The 19,385-nt window shown below is 51.7% G+C and carries 14 protein-coding genes and 4 pseudogenes; 11 read left to right on the top strand and 7 right to left on the bottom strand.

From position 1 onward, the window contains the following. Genes yidD through rpmH form a run of 3 tightly spaced genes read right to left on the bottom strand, consistent with a single transcriptional unit; the run spans window position 1 to window position 742 of the window. A complete protein-coding gene (gene yidD, locus JZM24_RS07230) occupies window positions 1-258 on the bottom strand; it encodes a membrane protein insertion efficiency factor YidD (RefSeq protein ID WP_215669171.1) in 258 nt (85 codons plus the stop codon). Next, window positions 222-581 carry a ribonuclease P protein component gene (gene rnpA / locus JZM24_RS07225; RefSeq protein ID WP_215669170.1) on the bottom strand — a complete coding sequence of 120 codons (360 nt, stop codon included), beginning with the start codon at window positions 579-581 and terminating at the stop codon, window positions 222-224. Before rnpA ends, yidD begins: the two co-directional genes overlap by 37 nt. Window positions 582-598: 17 nt before the next feature. After that, window positions 599-742, bottom strand: coding sequence for a 50S ribosomal protein L34 (rpmH, locus tag JZM24_RS07220; RefSeq protein ID WP_071881986.1), 144 nt, complete (start codon window positions 740-742; stop codon window positions 599-601). Window positions 743-1,376: 634 nt separating this feature from the next. Between rpmH and dnaA the strand changes: the two genes are divergently transcribed. From dnaA to gyrB, 4 genes are read left to right on the top strand one after another with little or no spacing between them, the layout of a single operon-like run. Then, window positions 1,377-2,762 carry a chromosomal replication initiator protein DnaA gene (gene dnaA / locus JZM24_RS07215; RefSeq protein ID WP_215669169.1) on the top strand — a complete coding sequence of 462 codons (1,386 nt, stop codon included), beginning with the start codon at window positions 1,377-1,379 and terminating at the stop codon, window positions 2,760-2,762. Between the two features lie 2 nt (window positions 2,763-2,764). Then, the gene (gene dnaN, locus JZM24_RS07210) at window positions 2,765-3,865 is read left to right on the top strand and encodes a DNA polymerase III subunit beta (RefSeq protein ID WP_215669168.1); all 1,101 of its coding nucleotides are present in this window, start codon (window positions 2,765-2,767) and stop codon (window positions 3,863-3,865) included. A 26-nt stretch (window positions 3,866-3,891) separates the two neighbouring features. Further along, window positions 3,892-4,986 (top strand): DNA replication/repair protein RecF, encoded by a 1,095-nt coding sequence (recF, locus tag JZM24_RS07205; RefSeq protein ID WP_215669167.1) that lies wholly within the window; start codon window positions 3,892-3,894, stop codon window positions 4,984-4,986. 17 nt (window positions 4,987-5,003) lie between these two features. After that, window positions 5,004-7,418 carry a DNA topoisomerase (ATP-hydrolyzing) subunit B gene (gyrB, locus tag JZM24_RS07200; protein ID WP_215669166.1) on the top strand — a complete coding sequence of 805 codons (2,415 nt, stop codon included), beginning with the start codon at window positions 5,004-5,006 and terminating at the stop codon, window positions 7,416-7,418. Window positions 7,419-7,773: 355 nt separating this feature from the next. Here the strand turns inward: gyrB and JZM24_RS07195 are convergent. Beyond that, window positions 7,774-8,918: pseudogene (locus tag JZM24_RS07195) on the bottom strand (IS3 family transposase); the annotation flags it as partial. A gap of 690 nt (window positions 8,919-9,608) precedes the next feature. On the opposite strand from JZM24_RS07195, the pseudogene JZM24_RS07190 reads away from it, so the two are divergent. Then, window positions 9,609-10,810 (top strand): annotated as a pseudogene (locus tag JZM24_RS07190) (IS3 family transposase). A gap of 330 nt (window positions 10,811-11,140) precedes the next feature. Here the strand turns inward: JZM24_RS07190 and JZM24_RS19670 are convergent. Continuing rightward, complete coding sequence (locus JZM24_RS19670) at window positions 11,141-11,485, bottom strand: helix-turn-helix transcriptional regulator (protein ID WP_376775518.1); 345 nt, start codon at window positions 11,483-11,485, stop codon at window positions 11,141-11,143. Window positions 11,486-12,130: 645 nt separating this feature from the next. Here JZM24_RS19670 and JZM24_RS07180 point away from each other — a divergent pair. After that, window positions 12,131-12,280, top strand: a complete 150-nt coding sequence (locus JZM24_RS07180) for a hypothetical protein (protein WP_215669165.1) — start codon at window positions 12,131-12,133, stop codon at window positions 12,278-12,280. 212 nt (window positions 12,281-12,492) lie between these two features. Here JZM24_RS07180 and JZM24_RS07175 read toward each other — a convergent pair. Continuing rightward, window positions 12,493-13,360: pseudogene (locus JZM24_RS07175) on the bottom strand (ShlB/FhaC/HecB family hemolysin secretion/activation protein); the annotation flags it as partial. Window positions 13,361-14,763: 1,403 nt separating this feature from the next. On the opposite strand from JZM24_RS07175, the gene JZM24_RS07170 reads away from it, so the two are divergent. From JZM24_RS07170 to JZM24_RS07155, 4 genes are all read left to right on the top strand, one after another. Next, window positions 14,764-15,372 (top strand): hypothetical protein, encoded by a 609-nt coding sequence (locus tag JZM24_RS07170; protein ID WP_215669164.1) that lies wholly within the window; start codon window positions 14,764-14,766, stop codon window positions 15,370-15,372. A 588-nt stretch (window positions 15,373-15,960) separates the two neighbouring features. Then, window positions 15,961-16,230, top strand: a complete 270-nt coding sequence (locus JZM24_RS07165; protein ID WP_215669163.1) for a hypothetical protein — start codon at window positions 15,961-15,963, stop codon at window positions 16,228-16,230. Between the two features lie 102 nt (window positions 16,231-16,332). After that, window positions 16,333-16,680: an LPXTG cell wall anchor domain-containing protein gene (locus JZM24_RS07160; protein ID WP_215669162.1), complete on the top strand. Its 348-nt coding sequence runs from the start codon at window positions 16,333-16,335 to the stop codon at window positions 16,678-16,680. A 24-nt stretch (window positions 16,681-16,704) separates the two neighbouring features. Beyond that, window positions 16,705-16,965 (top strand): hypothetical protein, encoded by a 261-nt coding sequence (locus tag JZM24_RS07155; protein WP_215669161.1) that lies wholly within the window; start codon window positions 16,705-16,707, stop codon window positions 16,963-16,965. A gap of 472 nt (window positions 16,966-17,437) precedes the next feature. Here JZM24_RS07155 and JZM24_RS07150 read toward each other — a convergent pair whose 3' ends face one another. Further along, window positions 17,438-18,004 carry an ROK family protein gene (locus tag JZM24_RS07150; protein ID WP_215669160.1) on the bottom strand — a complete coding sequence of 189 codons (567 nt, stop codon included), beginning with the start codon at window positions 18,002-18,004 and terminating at the stop codon, window positions 17,438-17,440. A 16-nt stretch (window positions 18,005-18,020) separates the two neighbouring features. Between JZM24_RS07150 and JZM24_RS07145 the strand changes: the two are divergent. Next, window positions 18,021-19,219: pseudogene (locus JZM24_RS07145) on the top strand (IS3 family transposase). Window positions 19,220-19,385: the final 166 nt, after the last annotated feature.

Below are 19,385 nucleotides of genomic sequence, written 5' to 3'. Positions count from 1 at the left end.
TTAGTGTTCTCTATTGTCAAAGTTTTTTGGCGGCACGGGAGCTTCGCCACCTGGGTTCAAAGGGTGGCATTTTAATACGCGTTTTAATGTCAACCAACTGCCTTTTAACGTACCAAACCTGCGTATCTCCTCAATTCCATACTGCGAACAAGTGGGCTGGAACCGGCAATGAGGCCCCAGCAACGGGCTGATGACGAGTTGATAACCGCGTATCAACCCGATCAGCAGCTTTGCGACTGGAGACAATGGCGGCGCCATAATTTTTCTAACGCTTCCGTCAGGGCATGGTTATCCAGATCGGCCACGTCTTTTTTGGCGATGACCACAAAATCCATGGCGGGCAGGGCGTGCTGATGCAGGCGGAAACTTTCACGCGTCAGGCGCTTGATCCGGTTACGTTCATGGGCCCGTTTTACATGTTTTTTGGCGACCGTAAGACCGACGCGGGGATGCCCCAGCGTGTTCAGGCGGCCGAGGATGGTGACATACGGCGTGCCGGCCCGTTGAGGATGCTGGAAGACGAAAGTAAAATGATTGGGAGTTAACAACCGTAACTCCCGGGGAAGTGCGAGCTTAACCACCCGGTGGATAAGCTTTCTTACTTGGAAGATACGGTCAGGCGTGTACGGCCTTTTGCACGACGACGTGCCAAAACCTGACGACCGTTCTTCGTTGCCATACGAGCACGGAAACCGTGGGTACGGTTGCGTTTCAATACGGACGGTTGGAAAGTGCGTTTCATAGCGATTTCTACCTAAACTTTGATAATTACTGATCAGTAAACGCGTTTGGCCGCCCGGTGTGAAAACGACCGACGCCTCAATCGCATAACGATAAAGAGGCGGGATTGTAATAATTGTACAGTCCCGAGTCAATTAACATCGCGCTTGCCCGCCTGAATACCCGTGTTCATACCAGAATCTCCGTCCGGCAAATCGGACAGGACAACAGACGTCACGCGTAGGGCAGAGAATTATACGGGGTTCCCACCAAAGCGCAAGGATCCTGCGGGATCTAGTCTATTCCTGTCAGGATCACATGTCCGCGATCCCGGCCGAAAAATTCAGACTATGCTTAATTTCGTCGATCATAAGGCTTACTTTTTATCCAGCGGGGAGATTATCAGGTACACTCGCAAGCGCCCGGTTACCCTGTGGATAAAAAGGATGAAAACTGTGTAGAAGAGGAAGATCTGTGGCGCGGTTTGCGTTATGATCCGCACTCCCTGACGGGGATCTCCGCTAAGATCCGTCGCGGGAAAAACCGTTTAAGGCGGTTCGCAGGTTGCATCACGGTAATCTGTGTCAAAAAGATGATCCTGAATCATACAGTTTTGTTTCTTTTCTTTTGTTGATCTTGTTCGATTGGAGTCCGCCGTGTCACTTTCGCTTTGGCAGCAATGTCTTGCCCGGTTACAGGATGAGTTACCTGCCACAGAATTCAGTATGTGGATACGCCCCCTACAGGCGGAACTGAGTGACAACACTCTGGCGATTTACGCCCCTAATCGGTTCGTGCTGGATTGGGTGCGGGATAAGTATTTGAACAACATCAACGGTTTGCTAAATGATTTCTGCGGCACTGATGCGCCGCTGCTGCGCTTTGAAGTGGGCAGCAAGCCGCCGCAAATGACGGTGCTGCAGCCCGCGAGTCAGCACGTCAGCGAAGCGCCCTCCCAGGCGACGGTTGCCCGTCCGCGGCCAAGCTGGGATAACGCTCCGTTGCAGCCGGAGCTTTCTTATCGCTCCAATGTGAATCCAAAACATAATTTCGACAATTTCGTTGAAGGTAAATCGAACCAGCTGGCGCGCGCGGCAGCGCGACAGGTCGCCGATAATCCGGGCGGCGCTTATAATCCGCTGTTCCTTTATGGCGGCACCGGGCTGGGCAAGACCCATTTGCTGCATGCGGTGGGCAACGGCATCATGGCGCGCAAGGCCAATGCCAAAGTGGTGTACATGCATTCCGAACGTTTTGTCCAGGATATGGTCAAGGCTTTACAGAATAATGCCATCGAGGAGTTCAAACGCTATTACCGGTCGGTGGACGCTTTGCTTATCGATGACATTCAGTTTTTCGCTAATAAGGAACGCTCGCAGGAAGAGTTTTTCCATACCTTTAATGCGTTACTGGAAGGTAATCAGCAGATTATCCTGACCTCCGACCGTTACCCGAAGGAGATAAACGGGGTGGAGGACCGGCTGAAGTCGCGCTTCGGCTGGGGGCTGACGGTGGCGATTGAGCCGCCTGAGCTTGAGACGCGCGTGGCGATATTGATGAAGAAAGCCGACGAGAACGCGATCCGCCTGCCGGGGGAAGTTGCGTTTTTCATCGCCAAGCGTTTGCGTTCTAACGTGCGCGAGCTGGAAGGTGCGTTGAATCGCGTCATCGCCAATGCTAATTTCACCGGCCGGGCGATTACCATTGATTTTGTGCGCGAAGCGCTGCGGGATTTGCTGGCGCTACAAGAAAAGCTGGTCACTATCGATAATATCCAGAAAACCGTGGCGGAATACTATAAAATCAAGGTGGCCGATTTACTCTCTAAGCGGCGTTCACGCTCGGTCGCCCGCCCCCGACAGATGGCGATGGCGTTATCGAAAGAATTAACCAATCATAGTCTGCCCGAAATTGGCGATGCTTTCGGCGGGCGAGATCATACGACGGTGCTGCACGCCTGCCGGAAAATCGAGCAGTTGCGTGAAGAGAGCCACGATATTAAAGAAGATTTCTCCAACTTAATCAGAACATTATCTTCCTAACTATGAAATTTATCGTTGAACGTGGGCAGCTGCTAAAGCCACTGCAACAGGTCAGTAGCCCGTTGGTGGGCCGCCCGACCTTACCGATTCTGGGTAACCTGTTATTGCAGGTGTCCGAAGATCGCTTGCTGCTGACCGGTACCGATTTGGAAATGGAAATGGTCGTGCAGGTCGCGCTGAGCGCCGCCCATGAGCCGGGCGCGACCACGGTGCCGGCGCGCAAGTTTTTTGATATTTGCCGCGGTCTGCCGGAAGGAGCGGAAATCGCCGTGACGCTGGAAGGGGAACGGATGCTGATTCGCTCGGGGCGCAGCCGCTATTCGCTTTCCACGCTGCCCGCCTCCGACTTTCCCAACCTGGACGATTGGCAAAGCGAGGTGGAATTCACCCTGTCGCAGTCTATTCTGAAGCGATTAATTGAATCGACCCAGTTTTCCATGGCCCATCAGGATGTGCGTTACTACCTCAACGGTATGCTGTTTGAAACCGAAGGCGAGGAGCTGCGTACCGTGGCCACCGACGGGCATCGGCTGGCGGTCTGCGCCATGTCGGTCGCCGAGGCGCTGCCGTCTCATTCCGTCATTGTGCCGCGCAAAGGCGTGATGGAGCTGGTGCGCATGCTGGACGGCGGCGAAAATCCGGTGAAGCTGCAAATCGGCAGCAACAATATTCGCGCCAGCGTCGGTGATTACATCTTCACCTCCAAACTGGTTGACGGCCGTTTCCCCGATTATCGCCGCGTATTGCCGAAGAATCCCGATAAAACGCTTGAAGCGGGCTGCGATGTGCTCAAACAGGCGTTCGCCCGCGCCGCGATCCTTTCCAATGAAAAGTTTCGCGGCGTGCGGCTGTATCTGAGCGCCAACCAGCTGAAAATCACCGCCAACAATCCGGAGCAGGAAGAGGCGGAAGAGATTCTGGATGTCACCTATCAGGGCAGCGAGATGGAAATCGGTTTCAATGTCAGCTACGTGCTTGACGTGCTGAATGCGTTGAAATGCGAGGAAGTGCGGCTGCTGCTGAGCGATGGGGTGTCCAGCGTGCAGATTGAAGACAGCGCCAGCCAGGCGGCCGCCTATGTCGTTATGCCGATGCGTCTGTAGCCAATGTGGTAAGGTAGTGTGAGTTAATGGCTCTGTCGCGTCTGCTGATTCGTGATTTTCGTAATATCGCCGCCGCCGATTTGTCTCTGGCCGCTGATTTCAACTTTTTGGTGGGCGCCAACGGCAGCGGTAAAACCAGCGTTCTGGAAGCCATTTACACTCTTGGCCACGGCCGCGCGTTTCGCAGCTTGCAATCCGGGTGGGTTATCCGTCATGAGCAGCCGGAATTTGTCCTGCACGGGCGTATTGACGCAGGCAATGTGGATGCGCGCGCGACCTCGGTGGGGCTTTCGCGCAATCGGCTGGGCGACAGCACGGTGCGCATCGACGGCAGCGATGGCCATAAGGTGGCGGAACTGGCCCAGCTGTTGCCGATGCAGTTGATTACCCCGGAGGGCTTTACGCTACTGAATGGCGGGCCCAAGTACCGGCGGGCCTTTATAGACTGGGGTTGTTTTCATAACGAGCCGGCTTTCTTTACCGCCTGGAGCAATCTGCGCCGGTTGCTGAAACAGCGCAATGCCGCCCTGCGACAGGTCAGTCGTTATCAACAGCTGCGCGCCTGGGATCAGGAGCTGATTCCGCTGGCGAACCGAATCAGTCAATGGCGTGCTGACTACAGCGCGGCGATCGCGGCGGATATTACCGCCACGTGCGCGCAATTTCTGCCTGAGTTTCGCCTCGATTTCAGCTTTCAGCGCGGCTGGGACAAAGAAAGCGATTTCGGCGAGCTGCTGGAACGCCAGTTCGAGCGCGATCGCGCGCTAACCTACACTGCGTCGGGCCCCCATAAAGCGGATTTCCGAATCCGTGCCGAAGGTGTACCGGTGGAGGATATTCTCTCGCGCGGTCAGCTCAAATTATTGATGTGTGCCCTGCGTCTGGCGCAGGGCGAATTCCTTACCCACCGTAACGGCCGGCGATGTCTTTATCTGATTGATGACTTCGCATCCGAACTGGACACCGGGCGCCGTCGCCTTTTGGCGGAACGTCTGAAAGACACCCATGCCCAGGTTTTCGTCAGCGCGGTCAGCGCGGATCAAATCCGTGATATTACCGATGAAAATGGCAAGATGTTCAAGGTGAAACAGGGTAAAATAAGCCTCCAATCCGAAGTTTAAATGAGCGGGAAACGTTGATGTCGAATTCTTATGACTCCTCAAGTATCAAAGTACTCAAGGGACTGGACGCGGTGCGTAAGCGCCCGGGTATGTATATCGGCGATACCGATGATGGTACCGGTCTGCATCATATGGTATTCGAGGTTGTGGACAACGCTATCGACGAAGCCCTTGCCGGTCACTGTAAAGAAATCGTGGTCATGATCCACGCAGACAATTCTGTTTCCGTCCAGGATGATGGTCGCGGCATTCCGACCGGCATCCACGAAGAAGAGGGCGTCTCTGCCGCCGAAGTTATCATGACCGTGCTGCACGCGGGCGGTAAGTTTGACGACAACTCCTACAAGGTGTCGGGCGGCCTGCACGGCGTCGGCGTGTCGGTGGTGAACGCGCTGTCGGAAAAACTCGAGCTGATGATAAAGCGCGAAGGTAAAGTGCATCAGCAGACCTACCAGGGGGGCGTGCCCCAATCACCGCTGTGTGTGGTGGGGGAAACCGAGCAGACCGGCACCACGGTGCGGTTTTGGCCGAGTTTTGCTACCTTCACCAACAATACCGAATTCCAATACGAAATCCTGGCCAAACGGCTGCGGGAACTGTCCTTTCTGAACTCCGGAGTGTCAATCCGCCTGCGCGACAAGCGCAACGACAAGGAAGACCACTTCCATTACGAAGGTGGCATAAAGGCGTTCGTGGAATATCTGAATAAGAACAAAACCCCTATTCACCCGAATGTGTTCTATTTCTCTACCGAAAAAGACAGCATCGGTGTGGAAATTGCGCTGCAATGGAACGATGGGTTCCAGGAAAATATTTACTGTTTCACCAACAACATTCCCCAGCGCGACGGTGGTACCCATCTGGCCGGCTTTCGCGCCGCCATGACTCGCACGCTGAATTCCTATATGGATAAAGAAGGTTACAGCAAAAAGGCCAAAATCAGCGCGACCGGCGACGACGCCCGCGAGGGGCTTATCGCCGTGGTTTCTGTCAAGGTAACCGATCCAAAGTTCTCTTCCCAAACCAAGGACAAACTTGTTTCGTCCGAGGTGAAATCGGCGGTGGAATCGCTGATGAACGAGCGGCTGGTGGAATATCTACTGGAAAACCCCAACGATGCCAAAATCGTGGTGGGCAAAATCATCGATGCCGCACGCGCCCGTGAAGCCGCCCGTAAGGCGCGCGAGATGACCCGCCGTAAGGGGGCGTTGGATCTGGCCGGTCTGCCGGGCAAGCTGGCGGATTGTCAGGAGCGCGATCCGGCGCTGTCGGAATTGTACCTGGTGGAGGGTGACTCCGCCGGCGGTTCGGCCAAGCAGGGCCGTAACCGTAAGAATCAGGCGATATTGCCGTTGAAAGGGAAAATCATCAACGTCGAAAAAGCCCGTTTTGACAAAATGCTGTCTTCGCAGGAAGTCGCTACGCTCATCACTGCCCTCGGCTGCGGCATCGGCCGCGACGAATACAACCCGGACAAGCTGCGCTATCACAATATCATTATCATGACCGATGCCGATGTCGATGGTTCGCATATCCGCACCCTGTTGTTGACCTTCTTTTATCGTCAGATGCCGGAAATTATTGAGCGCGGTCATGTGTTTATCGCTCAGCCGCCGCTGTATAAAGTCAAAAAGGGCAAGCAGGAACAATATATCAAAGACGATGAGGCCATGGATCAGTATCAGATAGCGCTGGCGATGGATGGTGCCACGTTGCACGCCAATGCCCATGCCCCGGCGCTGGCCGGCGAGCCGCTGGAAAATCTGGTGGCCGAACATTACGCCGTGCAGAAGATGATAGGCCGCATGGAACGGCGCTTCCCGCGTGCGCTGCTTAACCACTTAATTTATCAGCCGGCCCTGACGGAAGCGCAGCTGAGCCAGCAGGATCAGGTCACAAGCTGGATCACCTCACTGGCGCAGGCGCTGAACGATAACGAGAAGCACGGCAGCAGCTACAGCTTTAAAGTGCAGGAAAATCGCGAACGCCAGCTGTTTGAGCCGGTGCTGCGGGTACGCACGCATGGCGTCGATACGGATTATCTGCTGGATTACGATTTCATCCACGGCGGTGAATATCGCAAACTGGCTACGCTTGGCGAAACGCTGGGGGGTCTTATCGAAGCGGATGCCTATATCGAGCGCGGTGAACGCCGTCAGCCGGTCACCAGCTTTGAGCAGGCGCTGGAATGGCTGGTGAAGGAGTCGCGCCGCGGCCTGGCGGTGCAACGCTACAAAGGTCTGGGCGAGATGAACCCTGATCAGCTGTGGGAAACGACCATGGACCCGGACAGCCGCCGTATGTTGCGCGTCACGGTAAAGGACGCCATCGCGGCCGATCAGCTGTTTACCACGCTGATGGGGGATGCGGTAGAGCCGCGGCGTGCGTTCATTGAAGAAAACGCGCTAAAGGCCGCTAATATCGATATTTAACGGCAAGCGTCGACCACAATCATCCGGGATTAACCTCCCGGATTTTTTTGCCCCGCTTTCACTTACTCTGACGTTGTGCCAGTCGGTTGCGGCGATGTATTCCGCCAGACCCGCCCGCACGTCACTTAATAGAAATGTCCTCCTCTTGTCATTATCTGGCATTATCGCCGGCGCAAGCTCTATTATTGGGCCGCTCGCCGTAAACACCGTCGCGACAACGGTTGACAGCCTTGTCTGGTGATATAGGCTAAAGTGTGATCTTGCCCCGCCATCTCCGTACAGCTTTTGTATCTTAAGTTAACGAAGCCCGCTGCCGCCGGTATTCTCTCGGAGAGTGATATCCCAGCGCGCTTTACGGATGGTTTTCATTGTAATGCGTGAACGCTGCTGCAAGGTTTCGCAGGGCTGTTCTCGCATCCGATTTTGGCATGAACTCGATATAGTCTTCCTTCATCGTCTTCACGAACCGTTCGGCCATGCCATTGCTCTGCGGGCTGCTCACCGCTGTTGTGCAGGGCTCCAGATCCAGTTCTCTGGCGAACCTCTGCGTTTCATGCGCGGTATACGCTGAACCGTTGTCCGTCAACCACTGCACCGCTGTATCGGGTAACCTGTCGCCGAAGCGCTTTTCTACCGACCTCAGCATCACATCCTGCACGGTCGAACTGTCGTAGCCTCCAGTGCTCGCAGCCCAGTCTATGGCCTCTCTGTCGCAGCAGTCCAGTGCGAAGGTGACCCGAAGTTTTTCACCGTTGTCGCAGCCGAACTCGAAGCCATCTGAACACCAGCGCATATCGCTTTCTGCCACCGCGATCCTGCCCTTATGCTCACGCCTCGGCCGCTCTGGTTTTCAATGTAATAACAGCAGGTTATGCTCACACATGATCCTGTAAAGTCGTTTCGCATTTACCGGCGGCAGTCCCTCTGCGCGACGTTGTTTACGCAGGATTCCCCACACCCGCCGATAGCCGTAGCTGGGCATATCGCTGATGATGTCGAGGATGTCCGACAGTATTTCAGCGTCTGCTTCGTCATTACGCCGGTTACAGCGCCTGTCCTGCCAGTCGGCAGAACGCTTAATCCGCAGTGACAGCGGCGCACGCGACCCGCTCATGGCGCGGCTGACCTGTGCTATTCCCCGGCCTTTGGCAACAAGGGCGTGTGCGCTATCCATTTTCGTGACTGGCCGTACTCCACTGCTTCTTTTAGGATCTCAATCTCCATCGTCTTCTTACCCAGAAGGCGCTGGAGCTCCCGGACCTGCTTCAATGCAGCTGCAAGCTCAGAGGCAGGAACAACGTCCTCCCCGGCAGCCACGGCGGTGAGGCTGCCTTCCTGATATTGCTTTTTCCACTTAAACAGCAGGCTGGGCTGGATACCGTGCAGTCGTGCGAGATGGGAGACATTCATGCCGGGCTCCATCCTCTGCTGAATAATGGCCATTTTTTCCTGAGGAGTTTTACGTTTACGGACTTCTTGACCTAACAGGATCCCGGTCATATCAAAATTGGCGTTAGTGTTAGACATATATTCAAGCCTATCTCTTATCTGGAGATACAGCTACTGTCTGGTGTTTCAGGGGGATAAATCAACTTAGGATTTGAGCTCCCATGGGACAAAAGGGGACATCAAGACATATTTTTTATCCTCCAAAGCCTCAGTTTGTTATCCAGTAAGACATTTTCGCTCACCATTTCACTATGACAAACGAAACTTTGAAACTCATACAGAATTTGATTATGTTCCTATGAATAAGAGAATTTGACTTTGCTATGTCGACGCCATTCTTGCCAAGTGGTAATCTTAGTACTATTTTCAAGGCGCCTTGGGCGTCAATTTTTCCAGAAAAATCATAACTCTTCTCATTGATATTGAGAAAGATTTTACCATAAACATTGGATATGCCGTCAGCTTTTTTATTTTAACCGATAGATGAGTGTTACAGGCATTGATGTCGCCTTCGTTAGTCTAATGGGTTTAAGTAATGAGTCTGTGACGTCTTTTCTTTTTTGCTAATTTTTTTATATTTCTATTGCGCCAATGAGGTAGAGAAAAAACGGCAGCGGAGATGAACAGGATTATTGTGGCAACGATATCTGTGATTTATCCCCCTGAAACACCAGACAGTAGCTGTATCTCCAGATAAGAGATAGGCTTGAATATATGTCTAACACTAACGCCAATTTTGATATGACCGGGATCCCGTTAGGTCAAGAAGTCCGTAAACGTAAAACTCCTCAGGAAAAAATGGCCATTATTCAGCAGACGATGGAGCCCGGCATGAATGTCTCCCATCTCGCACGACTGCACGGTATCCAGCCCAGCCTGCTGTTTAAGTGGAAAAAGCAATATCAGGAAGGCAGCCTCACCGCCGTGGCTGCCGGGGAGGACGTTGTTCCTGCCTCTGAGCTTGCAGCTGCATTGAAGCAGGTCCGGGAGCTCCAGCGCCTTCTGGGTAAGAAGACGATGGAGGTTGAGATCCTAAAAGAAGCCGTGGAGTACGGCCAGTCACGAAAATGGATAGCGCACGCGCCCTTGTTGCCAAAGGCCGGGGAATAGCACAGGTCAGCCGCGCCATGAGCGGGTCGCGTGCGCCGCTGTCACTGCGGATTAAGCGTTCTGCCGACTGGCAGGACAGGCGCTGTAACCGGCGTAATGACGAAGCAGACGCTGAAATACTGTCGGACATCCTCGACATCATCAGCGATATGCCCAGCTACGGCTATCGGCGGGTGTGGGGCATCCTGTGTAAACAACGTCGCGCAGAGGGACTGCCGCCGGTAAATGCGAAACGACTTTACAGGATCATGTGTGAGCATAACCTGCTGTTATTACATTGAAAACCAGAGCGGCCGAGGCGTGAGCATAAGGGCAGGATCGCGGTGGCAGAAAGCGATATGCGCTGGTGTTCAGATGGCTTCGAGTTCGGCTGCGACAACGGTGAAAAACTGCGGGTCACCTTCGCACTGGACTGCTGCGACAGAGAGGCCATAGACTGGGCTGCGAGCACTGTAGGCTACGACAGTTCGACCGTGCAGGATGTGATGCTGATGTCGGTAGAAAAGCGCTTCGGCGACAGGTTACCCGATACAGCGGTGCAGTGGTTGACGGACAACGGTTCAGCGTATACCGCGCATGAAACGCAGAGGTTCGCCAGAGAACTGGATCTGGAGCCCTGCACAACAGCGGTGAGCAGCCCGCAGAGAATGGCCGAACGGTTCGTGAAGACGATGAAGGAAGACTATATCGAGTTCATGCCAAAACCGGATGCGAGAACAGCCCTGCGAAACCTTGCAGCAGCTTTCACGCATTACAATGAAAACCATCCGCACAGCGCGCTGGGATATCACTCTCCGAGAGAATACCGGCGGCAGCGGGCTTCGTTAACTTAAGATACAAAAGCTGTACGGAGATGGCGGGGCAAGATCAGCAAAAATTTTTTAGCCCTTAAAAGGTCGGACCTTAAATCTGTTTTTTTGTATCTTTATTTCTTATAGATGTCTATATATTTCCTGTCAATTGAAAGTGAAAGATATTTTAATCACCATGATCAATTAGATAAAAGCACGCATAAAAAAGGCCGGATGAAATCCGACCTTTACTCAAAGCAACTAATATTTTTCATATATAGCCTTAAAACGCTCTTTATGCGATTTTGAGACGTTTTACACTAAAAATAGTGTCATCATATTCAAGATTACAAATAGTAGGTGAGAGTGTTTTTACGCAGCCTGATTACGTGAAAGAAAAATATTTTCATCAATCCAAGCGCCTACTTCACTTTCTACAAAAGCGATAGTTCTTTCACCGGTTTTAACAGGCATTGGGAAGCTATTCTTTTTAATCAGGTTATAAATCCATGTCCGGCCATAACCAGTCCGGTCGATTACTTCAGAAATGCTGATTAGTTTTTTCTTCTGCGTCCTATATTTCTCCATCGTCGTTTGATGGAATGTATTATTCAAGTATCGCTTATGACAATCAACTATATTTTCAAAAAACGCTGGATTTTTCATGGCATTTGAGGTAACAACACACATGAATACAGATAAGCCGATTAAAAACAATTAGTTATGTAATTTAGCAAAAAGTGCTTTTATTCTTACAGTATCGGATATGTCGATGTTGGCCTGTAAGATTTTTGCCTCATGCGATTTGATGTTCAGTAATGTTCACTGACGTTCACTACTGTAAACTATTTATTTAAATCGACTTTCGCCTCCATTTGTTGGTAAAAGTTAGTTGGTAAAACTAAATAGATGATATTTTTATTCATCTAAAACATAGGAATAAAGTGATGTTCGATTCCGAGTCCGGCACCATTTATTCCGCATTTCCACGCATTGGTTGCAGGTTCAGTCTCGCAACGGTCGTTCACTAGGTAGTCGTTGCAAAAATGTCGTCGTGCCCCTCAGAAATGACCCTTTCTAACGTTATACTGAATTTTCCCTTGAAGTTAACTCTGCATGCGCCCATTGGTTGGCAAAAATTCTGAGGGTGATACATTGCCCGCCCAAACTAATGGGAGTCGTTCCTGCGGCTTGTAAACAGGATATGTCATAACCCGTTCTATCTAAAGCCGTGTGTCACATTGTTGCGGGCAGCGCTCTAGACGCCTACCGAGACCCTACGTTAAGCTTAAGGGCAAGCGGATACAGCAGGCCGGAATTTTAACCGTCATATCACTTGCGGCTAGGGTGATGCACGGCTGATTGGTCATCACTACCCAGCCCAGCGCGCTGATGAACAAGGTGCTGCAACAAACTGACCGGCTGTCGGTGCAGTCGCGGCGGGAGCTGGAGCAAGTGATACAGAGACTGGCGCTGCGCAAAAACCTGGCCCAGGGAAATCGGGCTAAGTAACCGGTCGGGCGAATGAAGGACCCCCGTTGAGGTGGCCGGGGTGACACATTAATAAAATCAGGCTCTATATGGCCTTCCGCTTTGAGGATCTCAAGGAAACGTTGGTACGCGGTTTCATCCTACTCACGAAGAACATCAATTAAGTTTTCTTCAATTAAAGCATGCTAATATATACCGGAATGGTAATAAATCCTTCAGCTATAGACGGATCAATAGTCGTTGTAGTTCGCCGAGAATGCCCAGTAGCCCACCGGGAAAAAATAGTTCAGGGTGTGCGAACGGTTGCCGAATGGCCCGTGCTGAAAGGTATCTTTACCGATATTGGCGTAAAACAAGTCGTTATGCGCTAAAGGACCATCGAAGGCTAGGGTGGCCGAGCTGAGATAGCGCCCGGTGCTGTTGGCACCGCTGTCGTCCACCCCCAGACGCAGCCGCACCGTCCAACCTCCTTTCTAGTCCACCTGCAGGTCACTGGTGGCCTCCCGCTTGCCGGGCAGAATAGTGATATCGGCATTGACGTTGGGCACCCGCTTGAGGTTTTCCAGGCTTTGCTCGATATCGCGCAGATTAAGAAAATCGCCCGATGTGGCCGGAATGGCATTCCACAGCCGTGCGCGCCAAGAGACCGCCGCGTCGAGGCGGATGGCATTGATGCGCCCAGGCTGCAGGGTGAGCGTCTGGACGCCTTTGGTCATGCTCTGCTCCTGCGCCATCACCCGCGAGGTAACATACCCTTTAGCCAGAATGGCGTTCTGTACTTTGTTGATGGCGAGCACAATACCTTGGGCACCGAGGCAGCGGCCTTGGGCAGACACCGCGGCGTCGAGCGCGCTCTGCCGACTCCCCGACAAGACTAAGCCGGTGAATGATAAAACAAGGACGCTCAGCGTTCGGGTGATCCTGCTGACGCTTATTGGTGCGAGGAAGACGTTCATCAGTCTTGAACGTATCTTGCCGTTGCAAGGCACGCTCGCGCTCTTGATGACACAACTGCTAGCGGGCATCAAGCGCTGCGGCCCTTTGCTCAGGAGTATCAGGCGGCGCGGCGGTCGCCAACGGAGAGTAAAGGACCAACAGCATTTTCGCGAAAGCAGGCACCCGCGTCGACTGACATCGCTGCGAAAGACAAGTGTTATTCATGAAAAATCCATTTTCATTGTATAGAGAAGCATGCCATTGAGAGCGCGGCGGTCACCCTCGCGCTTTGAAGCATGCGTTTCCTGCTTCAGGGTGTGCACTGCCGGATGCCGAATTAGCTCGCATCCAACCATGGTCTGCGGTCTGCTTTACGCCGAATTGCATCCTGCAAGGCGGCAAAGGGTGCTCTAACGCGGCCTGCAAACAGGCCGGTTGATGTGGCTCGGATACCCAGCGCATAGCTGTTGCCCTAACCGCGCATTAATACGGCTATTGCCACAGCGTCTTCTATCAGCACGCGGATGACCCGACAGGGCCATACCTTACGGTTTAAGCACGGTCACACCAGTCAACTTGAAATGGCTCCCTGGCGACGTTAAAGAGACGCGTCACATGCCAGGCGCGGCAGCGATGGTGACTAATGAACGGGCATGGCAATGTATTTGCGCTTCATCTGAGTGCTTGTGACATTTCTATTAACCCTTTGTTTTGTAATCTATCACAGCGCCCACAGCAGTTCTGTGGACTAACGCAGTCGGCACTTGGCTAGATCTTACAGACAAATATTCCAAGCACTTCCATCACGATGGCTGTAATGGCTGCGAAGTGGTTGTGAAGGTCTTATCCTGCTGACCTGTTAGGCCGGATGCCAGACTGCTATCCGGTAAAAGTGGTATTCAGCGCACTATCTAAAATATCCCACACTCGTTTCAGCCATTTCTCCCTGTTTTCGCCACCATAATCCCCCCAACAAGCCTACTTGTCAGCGCCCGGACACGCCCGCTGACGGTTGCCATAGTAACCAGAAAATAGCCTATACCGTTCTCTTTCTAATGGCACGATATCAGACAATAATTGAGGCCATCACGGCGCAAAGATGCCGAAAGATAAGTCAGTAAGCGGCAAAATCTTACGCGGTGCAGTTACCACCACAGCGAGTTCCTTCCCCTTTTATGCAGTGGCTGGGGGCAATATGACGCTTTTCACGCACAACCACGCGACACGAAAAAGTCATAGACGCCTGCAGTAAAACAACATACCGTCTCCCCTCTTTGAAATCACCAGCGATGGCCGCAGGTTTCACGCCACCTTTATTTTCGACTAAGTTTTTACTACCGCCCAGGCTAATCGACCTGTCGTCCCGCTCATTTTAAATCAGCATGTCAGTACACAAAATTTAATGCTAATAAGACCGTCATTCACTGATATCGATTATTATAGCAGTCCCGTTCTGGCATTAAGCATTATATCCCTTGTCGACAAAAGCGAATTTTGATAACTGCTTGATATAAAATCACCCGTGTCTATGATATGGTTTTTTTGAAAATTAATATCTCGGAGTTACCATGAAAATAGCAACAGAAACCCCATCCATAACAAAGATTAACAACAACGGCGTTGGTGAGGTGGTTAAAAAGGCCGCGAATTCGCTTTCCGATGTCTTTGGAAACATTAAGAATGTTATCAGCACTTCCCTAAAACTTAACATTACACCAAACAACCATGGCCATGGAACCTCCTGGGTTTATTATAATTACATAAAGAAAGACAACATTACGCATACGGGTAATAAAGCATCTAACGTAGAAAATAATTTAGTGGAGAATGATATTAACCTTACCAAACGCCTCTCATTTGCCACCATTCATCAAATGATGTCACCCTGGCCGGAGAGCAAATACCTCATTGCTGAACCTCTAAGCTCAGTGGGGATTAAAAACGCAGCTTCACAGGAGTGTGTCGCTAAAAAAACTGCCCCAACGCCGGGCAAGTTATCAGTCAAGATAGAAATACCCAACATTGCTTTTCCAAGCACGAAACAGTGTGATCAAATAGACCACGGCTCAATATTAATAGACTCCAGCCTTAGTGGCAAAATAACATTGCATTCCGAAAATGAGTTAATGAATAATCGGTTATTCAGAAGGCAGGCAGAGAGGCATAAGAGACCGTAAGCCACCTATCATTAGTTATGATAAATAATAATAGGGTAAATCGATATAGCAGCCTTTTATTCTGCCCCGGTCTAACGCCGGGGTGATTGTAGTGACCAGGAGGGAAGGTCTCGAACTGGTTTGAAACAGACTCTTCCGTTGTCAGTTGAAGTTTCTAGTTACAGCGCGGCTCCATCGCCCCGCTGCTTATGAGAAAAAATAACGCATGCATACGGATGTAGCGCTAATCGACGCATTTGATATGTCCCGGGTTTATATTGGCTGACAGGACCTTGCTATCTATTTGAAGAGGATGACGCAACAAAACGGGTGGCGTATTGCTAAACCTGCGGCTTGCATTGCACAGAGATCTATTACGCGTGTGGTGCCAAGATGGATCGTCACTTTGACATAATCGAGACACCATCAGCATCAGCATCAGGAGAAATTCGAGCTCGTGTTATTTCTTTATTCAATAACGAGGGACTATTATTCTGATTCTCAAAACACCCATTATGCATGACATGATAAATAGTAATCACAGCATTATCCCAATACCCTTATGGAATATTTTTTTGTTAAAAAACCCAACCTGAAGGACAGAAACCTATGACATCACCACATATAATTAAACCCGAGGCCAATACACCGATTGCCGCATCTGATGGTCAAAACCCATATTTTTTCATCATTGATACTTCCGGCAGAAGCAAGAGAGAAATAAAACACGTCTTCAGTGAATTTTTTAATGCCTTTGAGATTTTTCTCCACTCAGGACATAAAATAAAGTTAGAAAGTGATTCATCCAAAGTGGATAAAGACAGCATTGAGACCAAAGAGACGCATACAACCGCTCAACCCGCTGCACAGATCAGATAGTCGGACGCGCAGGAAGACATAGCAGAGGGTCCCGCGTTAAAGAAGACACAACCCAAATCGACAACTGAAGGGGAGCATGACGATAGCGGGAAAGAGGCTAAGATGCCTACTGCCAACATCGAACCAACGACGCAGACGCTTTCAGATAACGCCAAGTTGGACGCGGCTACCCTTTCTGATCCTATCAAACCGACGGCTAAAGCTGTTGCTGACGACGACAAGTCAACGGTCGACGTTATCGCTAAAGACACCCAATCGATCGCTAATACACCCACCGACAATATTGAGCCCGAGCCTGATACTGGCTCAGGCTCGGACCTGCCTGTTATAGTAGGCTTAGGAGTTGCAGCGGGGGGAACCGCCAGCATTTATTACGCAGTCAAAAAGAAAGCTGTCAAAATGACCATGAGAATGCGTGATAGCATTCCTATGTTAGTACGCTCACCGTAAGCGTTGTTAAATCGGAATATTAATATGGAAATACAAGAAGTTGGCATATCGCAACTTAATGAGGCGTTAAGTGCGCTCGCCTTTGAGTTAGCCTCTGCACTTGACGACGTTTCTGAGGTTATCGACAATACCGAGAATGCCGCTAATACTGAAAATACTGAAGTTGCCGCAAATACCGGGAATGGCGATAATGTTGCGGTTACTGGGAATACCGTCATTGGCGGTACGCCAAACCCACCGCTAAAACCCAAAAATAAAATTATCTTAAGCCCTTCCGCCGCCTGAGAATGCATAAATAAATTTTTTCTGCCAGTGCGCGGTAATGGGCCATAGCACCAGATACAGCTGAAAAGACGGGCCTTATGACGTCTCAAATTTTATTGTCGTGTTAAAGTGGTCAAACGCCTGTAGAGGATGCGGGTCCCTGCCAGACCGGTTATTAAAGCGCCCTTGATCTTGCGCATAGCCTGAATAAAAAACCCTAGCGCCAGGATGTTATGCTCTACAACCGGCGGTTAGGGTTTAATCTCCCTGGTAGAAGATCTCTGTTGTGCGGTAACGAATAAGCCGGCGATAGCAAGCCGGCCTGCGCCGCAGATGTTGATATGCCTGCGGCAGGCATACCGTGGCCTTGGCTAGGGCGATTCCTGCGCTAGCCATCTTGCTATGTCCCCTTTGCCGTCCCAGGTATCTGTTCTCGCCTGTCGGCGCTATACCGGTAGACATATTGGGCGGTGGTAGCGATTAACACTATCGGTTATGGCTCAATCCCGACCGGTAGCAAGGTTGGCCGAGCACAAATCGGCCGATGATAGCGATCAACAATATGCGTTATGGCTACATCTCGCGCCAGCAGGCAAGCTCCTACCACCGTCGCCTCCGAACCCATTTGGGAAACCTCGATGCGCGTGTCTTGGTTTCGCCGGGTAAACTCGTCGATAATCCGCTGGGCGAAAGGTAGATTTTGCGACAGGCCGCCGCCGAGGATCAGTATGCTAGGGTCCAGTATAGTTGCCACGGCGGCGGCGATACGCCCCAGCTCGACGCCGTACTCATTCATTAGCACCTGCGCTCGCTCATCCCCTGCGGCGGCCAGCGAAAACAGCGCTTGCGGAGAAGGCGGTTGACCTTCCACGCCGCTAAACACGTCTCTGGCCCTTTGCATCAAACCGTCCGACCCATAGCGCTGTTCAAGCGCGTCAAAGCTTGAGGGTTGGCTATGACGCCAGGAAGGCGGGATTTGCGCCAGTGATTTATCCCCCTGAAACACCAGACAGTAGCTGTATCTCCAGATAAGAGATAGGCTTGAATATATGTCTAACACTAACGCCAATCTTGATATGACCGGGATCCTGTTAGGTCAAGAAGTCCGTAAACGTAAAACTCCTCAGGAAAAAATGGCCATTATTCAGCAGAGGATGGAGCCCGGCATGAATGTCTCCCATCTCGCACGACTGCACGGTATCCAGCCCAGCCTGCTGTTTAAGTGGAAAAAGCAATATCAGGAAGGCAGCCTCACTGCCGGGGAGGACGTTGTTCCTGCCTCTGAGCTTGCAGCTGCATTGAAGCAGGTCCGGGAGCTCCAGCGCCTTCTGGGTAAGAAGACGATGGAGGTTGAGATCCTAAAAGAAGCCGTGGAGTACGGCCAGTCACGAAAATGGATAGCGCACGCGCCCTTGTTGCCAAAGGCCGGGGAATAGCACAGGTCAGCCGCGCCATGAGCGGGTCGCGTGCGCCGCTGTCACTGCGGATTAAGCGTTCTGCCGACTGGCAGGACAGGCGCTGTAACCGGCGTAATGACGAAGCAGACGCTGAAATACTGTCGGACATCCTCGACATCATCAGCGATATGCCCAGCTACGGCTATCGGCGGGTGTGGGGCATCCTGTGTAAACAACGTCGCGCAGAGGGACTGCCGCCGGTAAATGCGAAACGACTTTACAGGATCATGTGTGAGCATAACCTGCTGTTATTACATTGAAAACCAGAGCGGCCGAGGCGTGAGCATAAGGGCAGGATCGCGGTGGCAGAAAGCGATATGCGCTGGTGTTCAGATGGCTTCGAGTTCGGCTGCGACAACGGTGAAAAACTGCGGGTCACGTTCGCACTGGACTGCTGCGACAGAGAGGCCATAGACTGGGCTGCGAGCACTGTAGGCTACGACAGTTCGACCGTGCAGGATGTGATGCTGATGTCGGTAGAAAAGCGCTTCGGCGACAGGTTACCCGATACAGCGGTGCAGTGGTTGACGGACAACGGTTCAGCGTATACCGCGCATGAAACGCAGAGGTTCGCCAGAGAACTGGATCTGGAGCCCTGCACAACAGCGGTGAGCAGCCCGCAGAGCAATGGCATGGCCGAACGGTTCGTGAAGACGATGAAGGAAGACTATATCGAGTTCATGCCAAAACCGGATGCGAGAACAGCCCTGCGAAACCTTGCAGCAGCGTTCACGCATTACAATGAAAACCATCCGCACAGCGCGCTGGGATATCACTCTCCGAGAGAATACCGGCGGCAGCGGGCTTCGTTAACTTAAGATACAAAAGCTGTACGGAGATGGCGGGGCAAGATCAATCCAAATTACAATCAATCCAGTCCAGAATATAGTGCAAAAAAATCATTTTCCGCTCATTTTTTTGCGACGAGTCCAGAATCAGTAAAATCACTGTAAGCCGCGCCAGTAAAGGGCTTCCGGCTAATCC

Source organism: Candidatus Sodalis endolongispinus (assembly GCF_018777395.1).
Classification (GTDB): domain Bacteria; phylum Pseudomonadota; class Gammaproteobacteria; order Enterobacterales; family Enterobacteriaceae; genus Sodalis_B; species Sodalis_B endolongispinus.
The sequence above is the reverse complement of the archived record's forward strand: the minus strand, read 5'-3'. Positions and strand labels throughout refer to the sequence as shown.

What these genes read in the sequence shown, in the direction of transcription:
- yidD (WP_215669171.1), bottom strand. Translation starts at nt 258, where the DNA reads ATGGCGCCGCCATTGTCTCCAGTCGCAAAGCTGCTGATCGGGTTGATA.
- rpmH (WP_071881986.1), bottom strand. Translation starts at nt 742, where the DNA reads ATGAAACGCACTTTCCAACCGTCCGTATTGAAACGCAACCGTACCCAC.
- dnaN (WP_215669168.1), top strand. Translation starts at nt 2,765, where the DNA reads ATGAAATTTATCGTTGAACGTGGGCAGCTGCTAAAGCCACTGCAACAG.
- recF (WP_215669167.1), top strand. Translation starts at nt 3,892, where the DNA reads ATGGCTCTGTCGCGTCTGCTGATTCGTGATTTTCGTAATATCGCCGCC.
- gyrB (WP_215669166.1), top strand. Translation starts at nt 5,004, where the DNA reads ATGTCGAATTCTTATGACTCCTCAAGTATCAAAGTACTCAAGGGACTG.
- JZM24_RS07170 (WP_215669164.1), top strand. Translation starts at nt 14,764, where the DNA reads ATGAAAATAGCAACAGAAACCCCATCCATAACAAAGATTAACAACAAC.
- JZM24_RS07165 (WP_215669163.1), top strand. Translation starts at nt 15,961, where the DNA reads ATGACATCACCACATATAATTAAACCCGAGGCCAATACACCGATTGCC.
- JZM24_RS07160 (WP_215669162.1), top strand. Translation starts at nt 16,333, where the DNA reads ATGCCTACTGCCAACATCGAACCAACGACGCAGACGCTTTCAGATAAC.
- JZM24_RS07155 (WP_215669161.1), top strand. Translation starts at nt 16,705, where the DNA reads ATGGAAATACAAGAAGTTGGCATATCGCAACTTAATGAGGCGTTAAGT.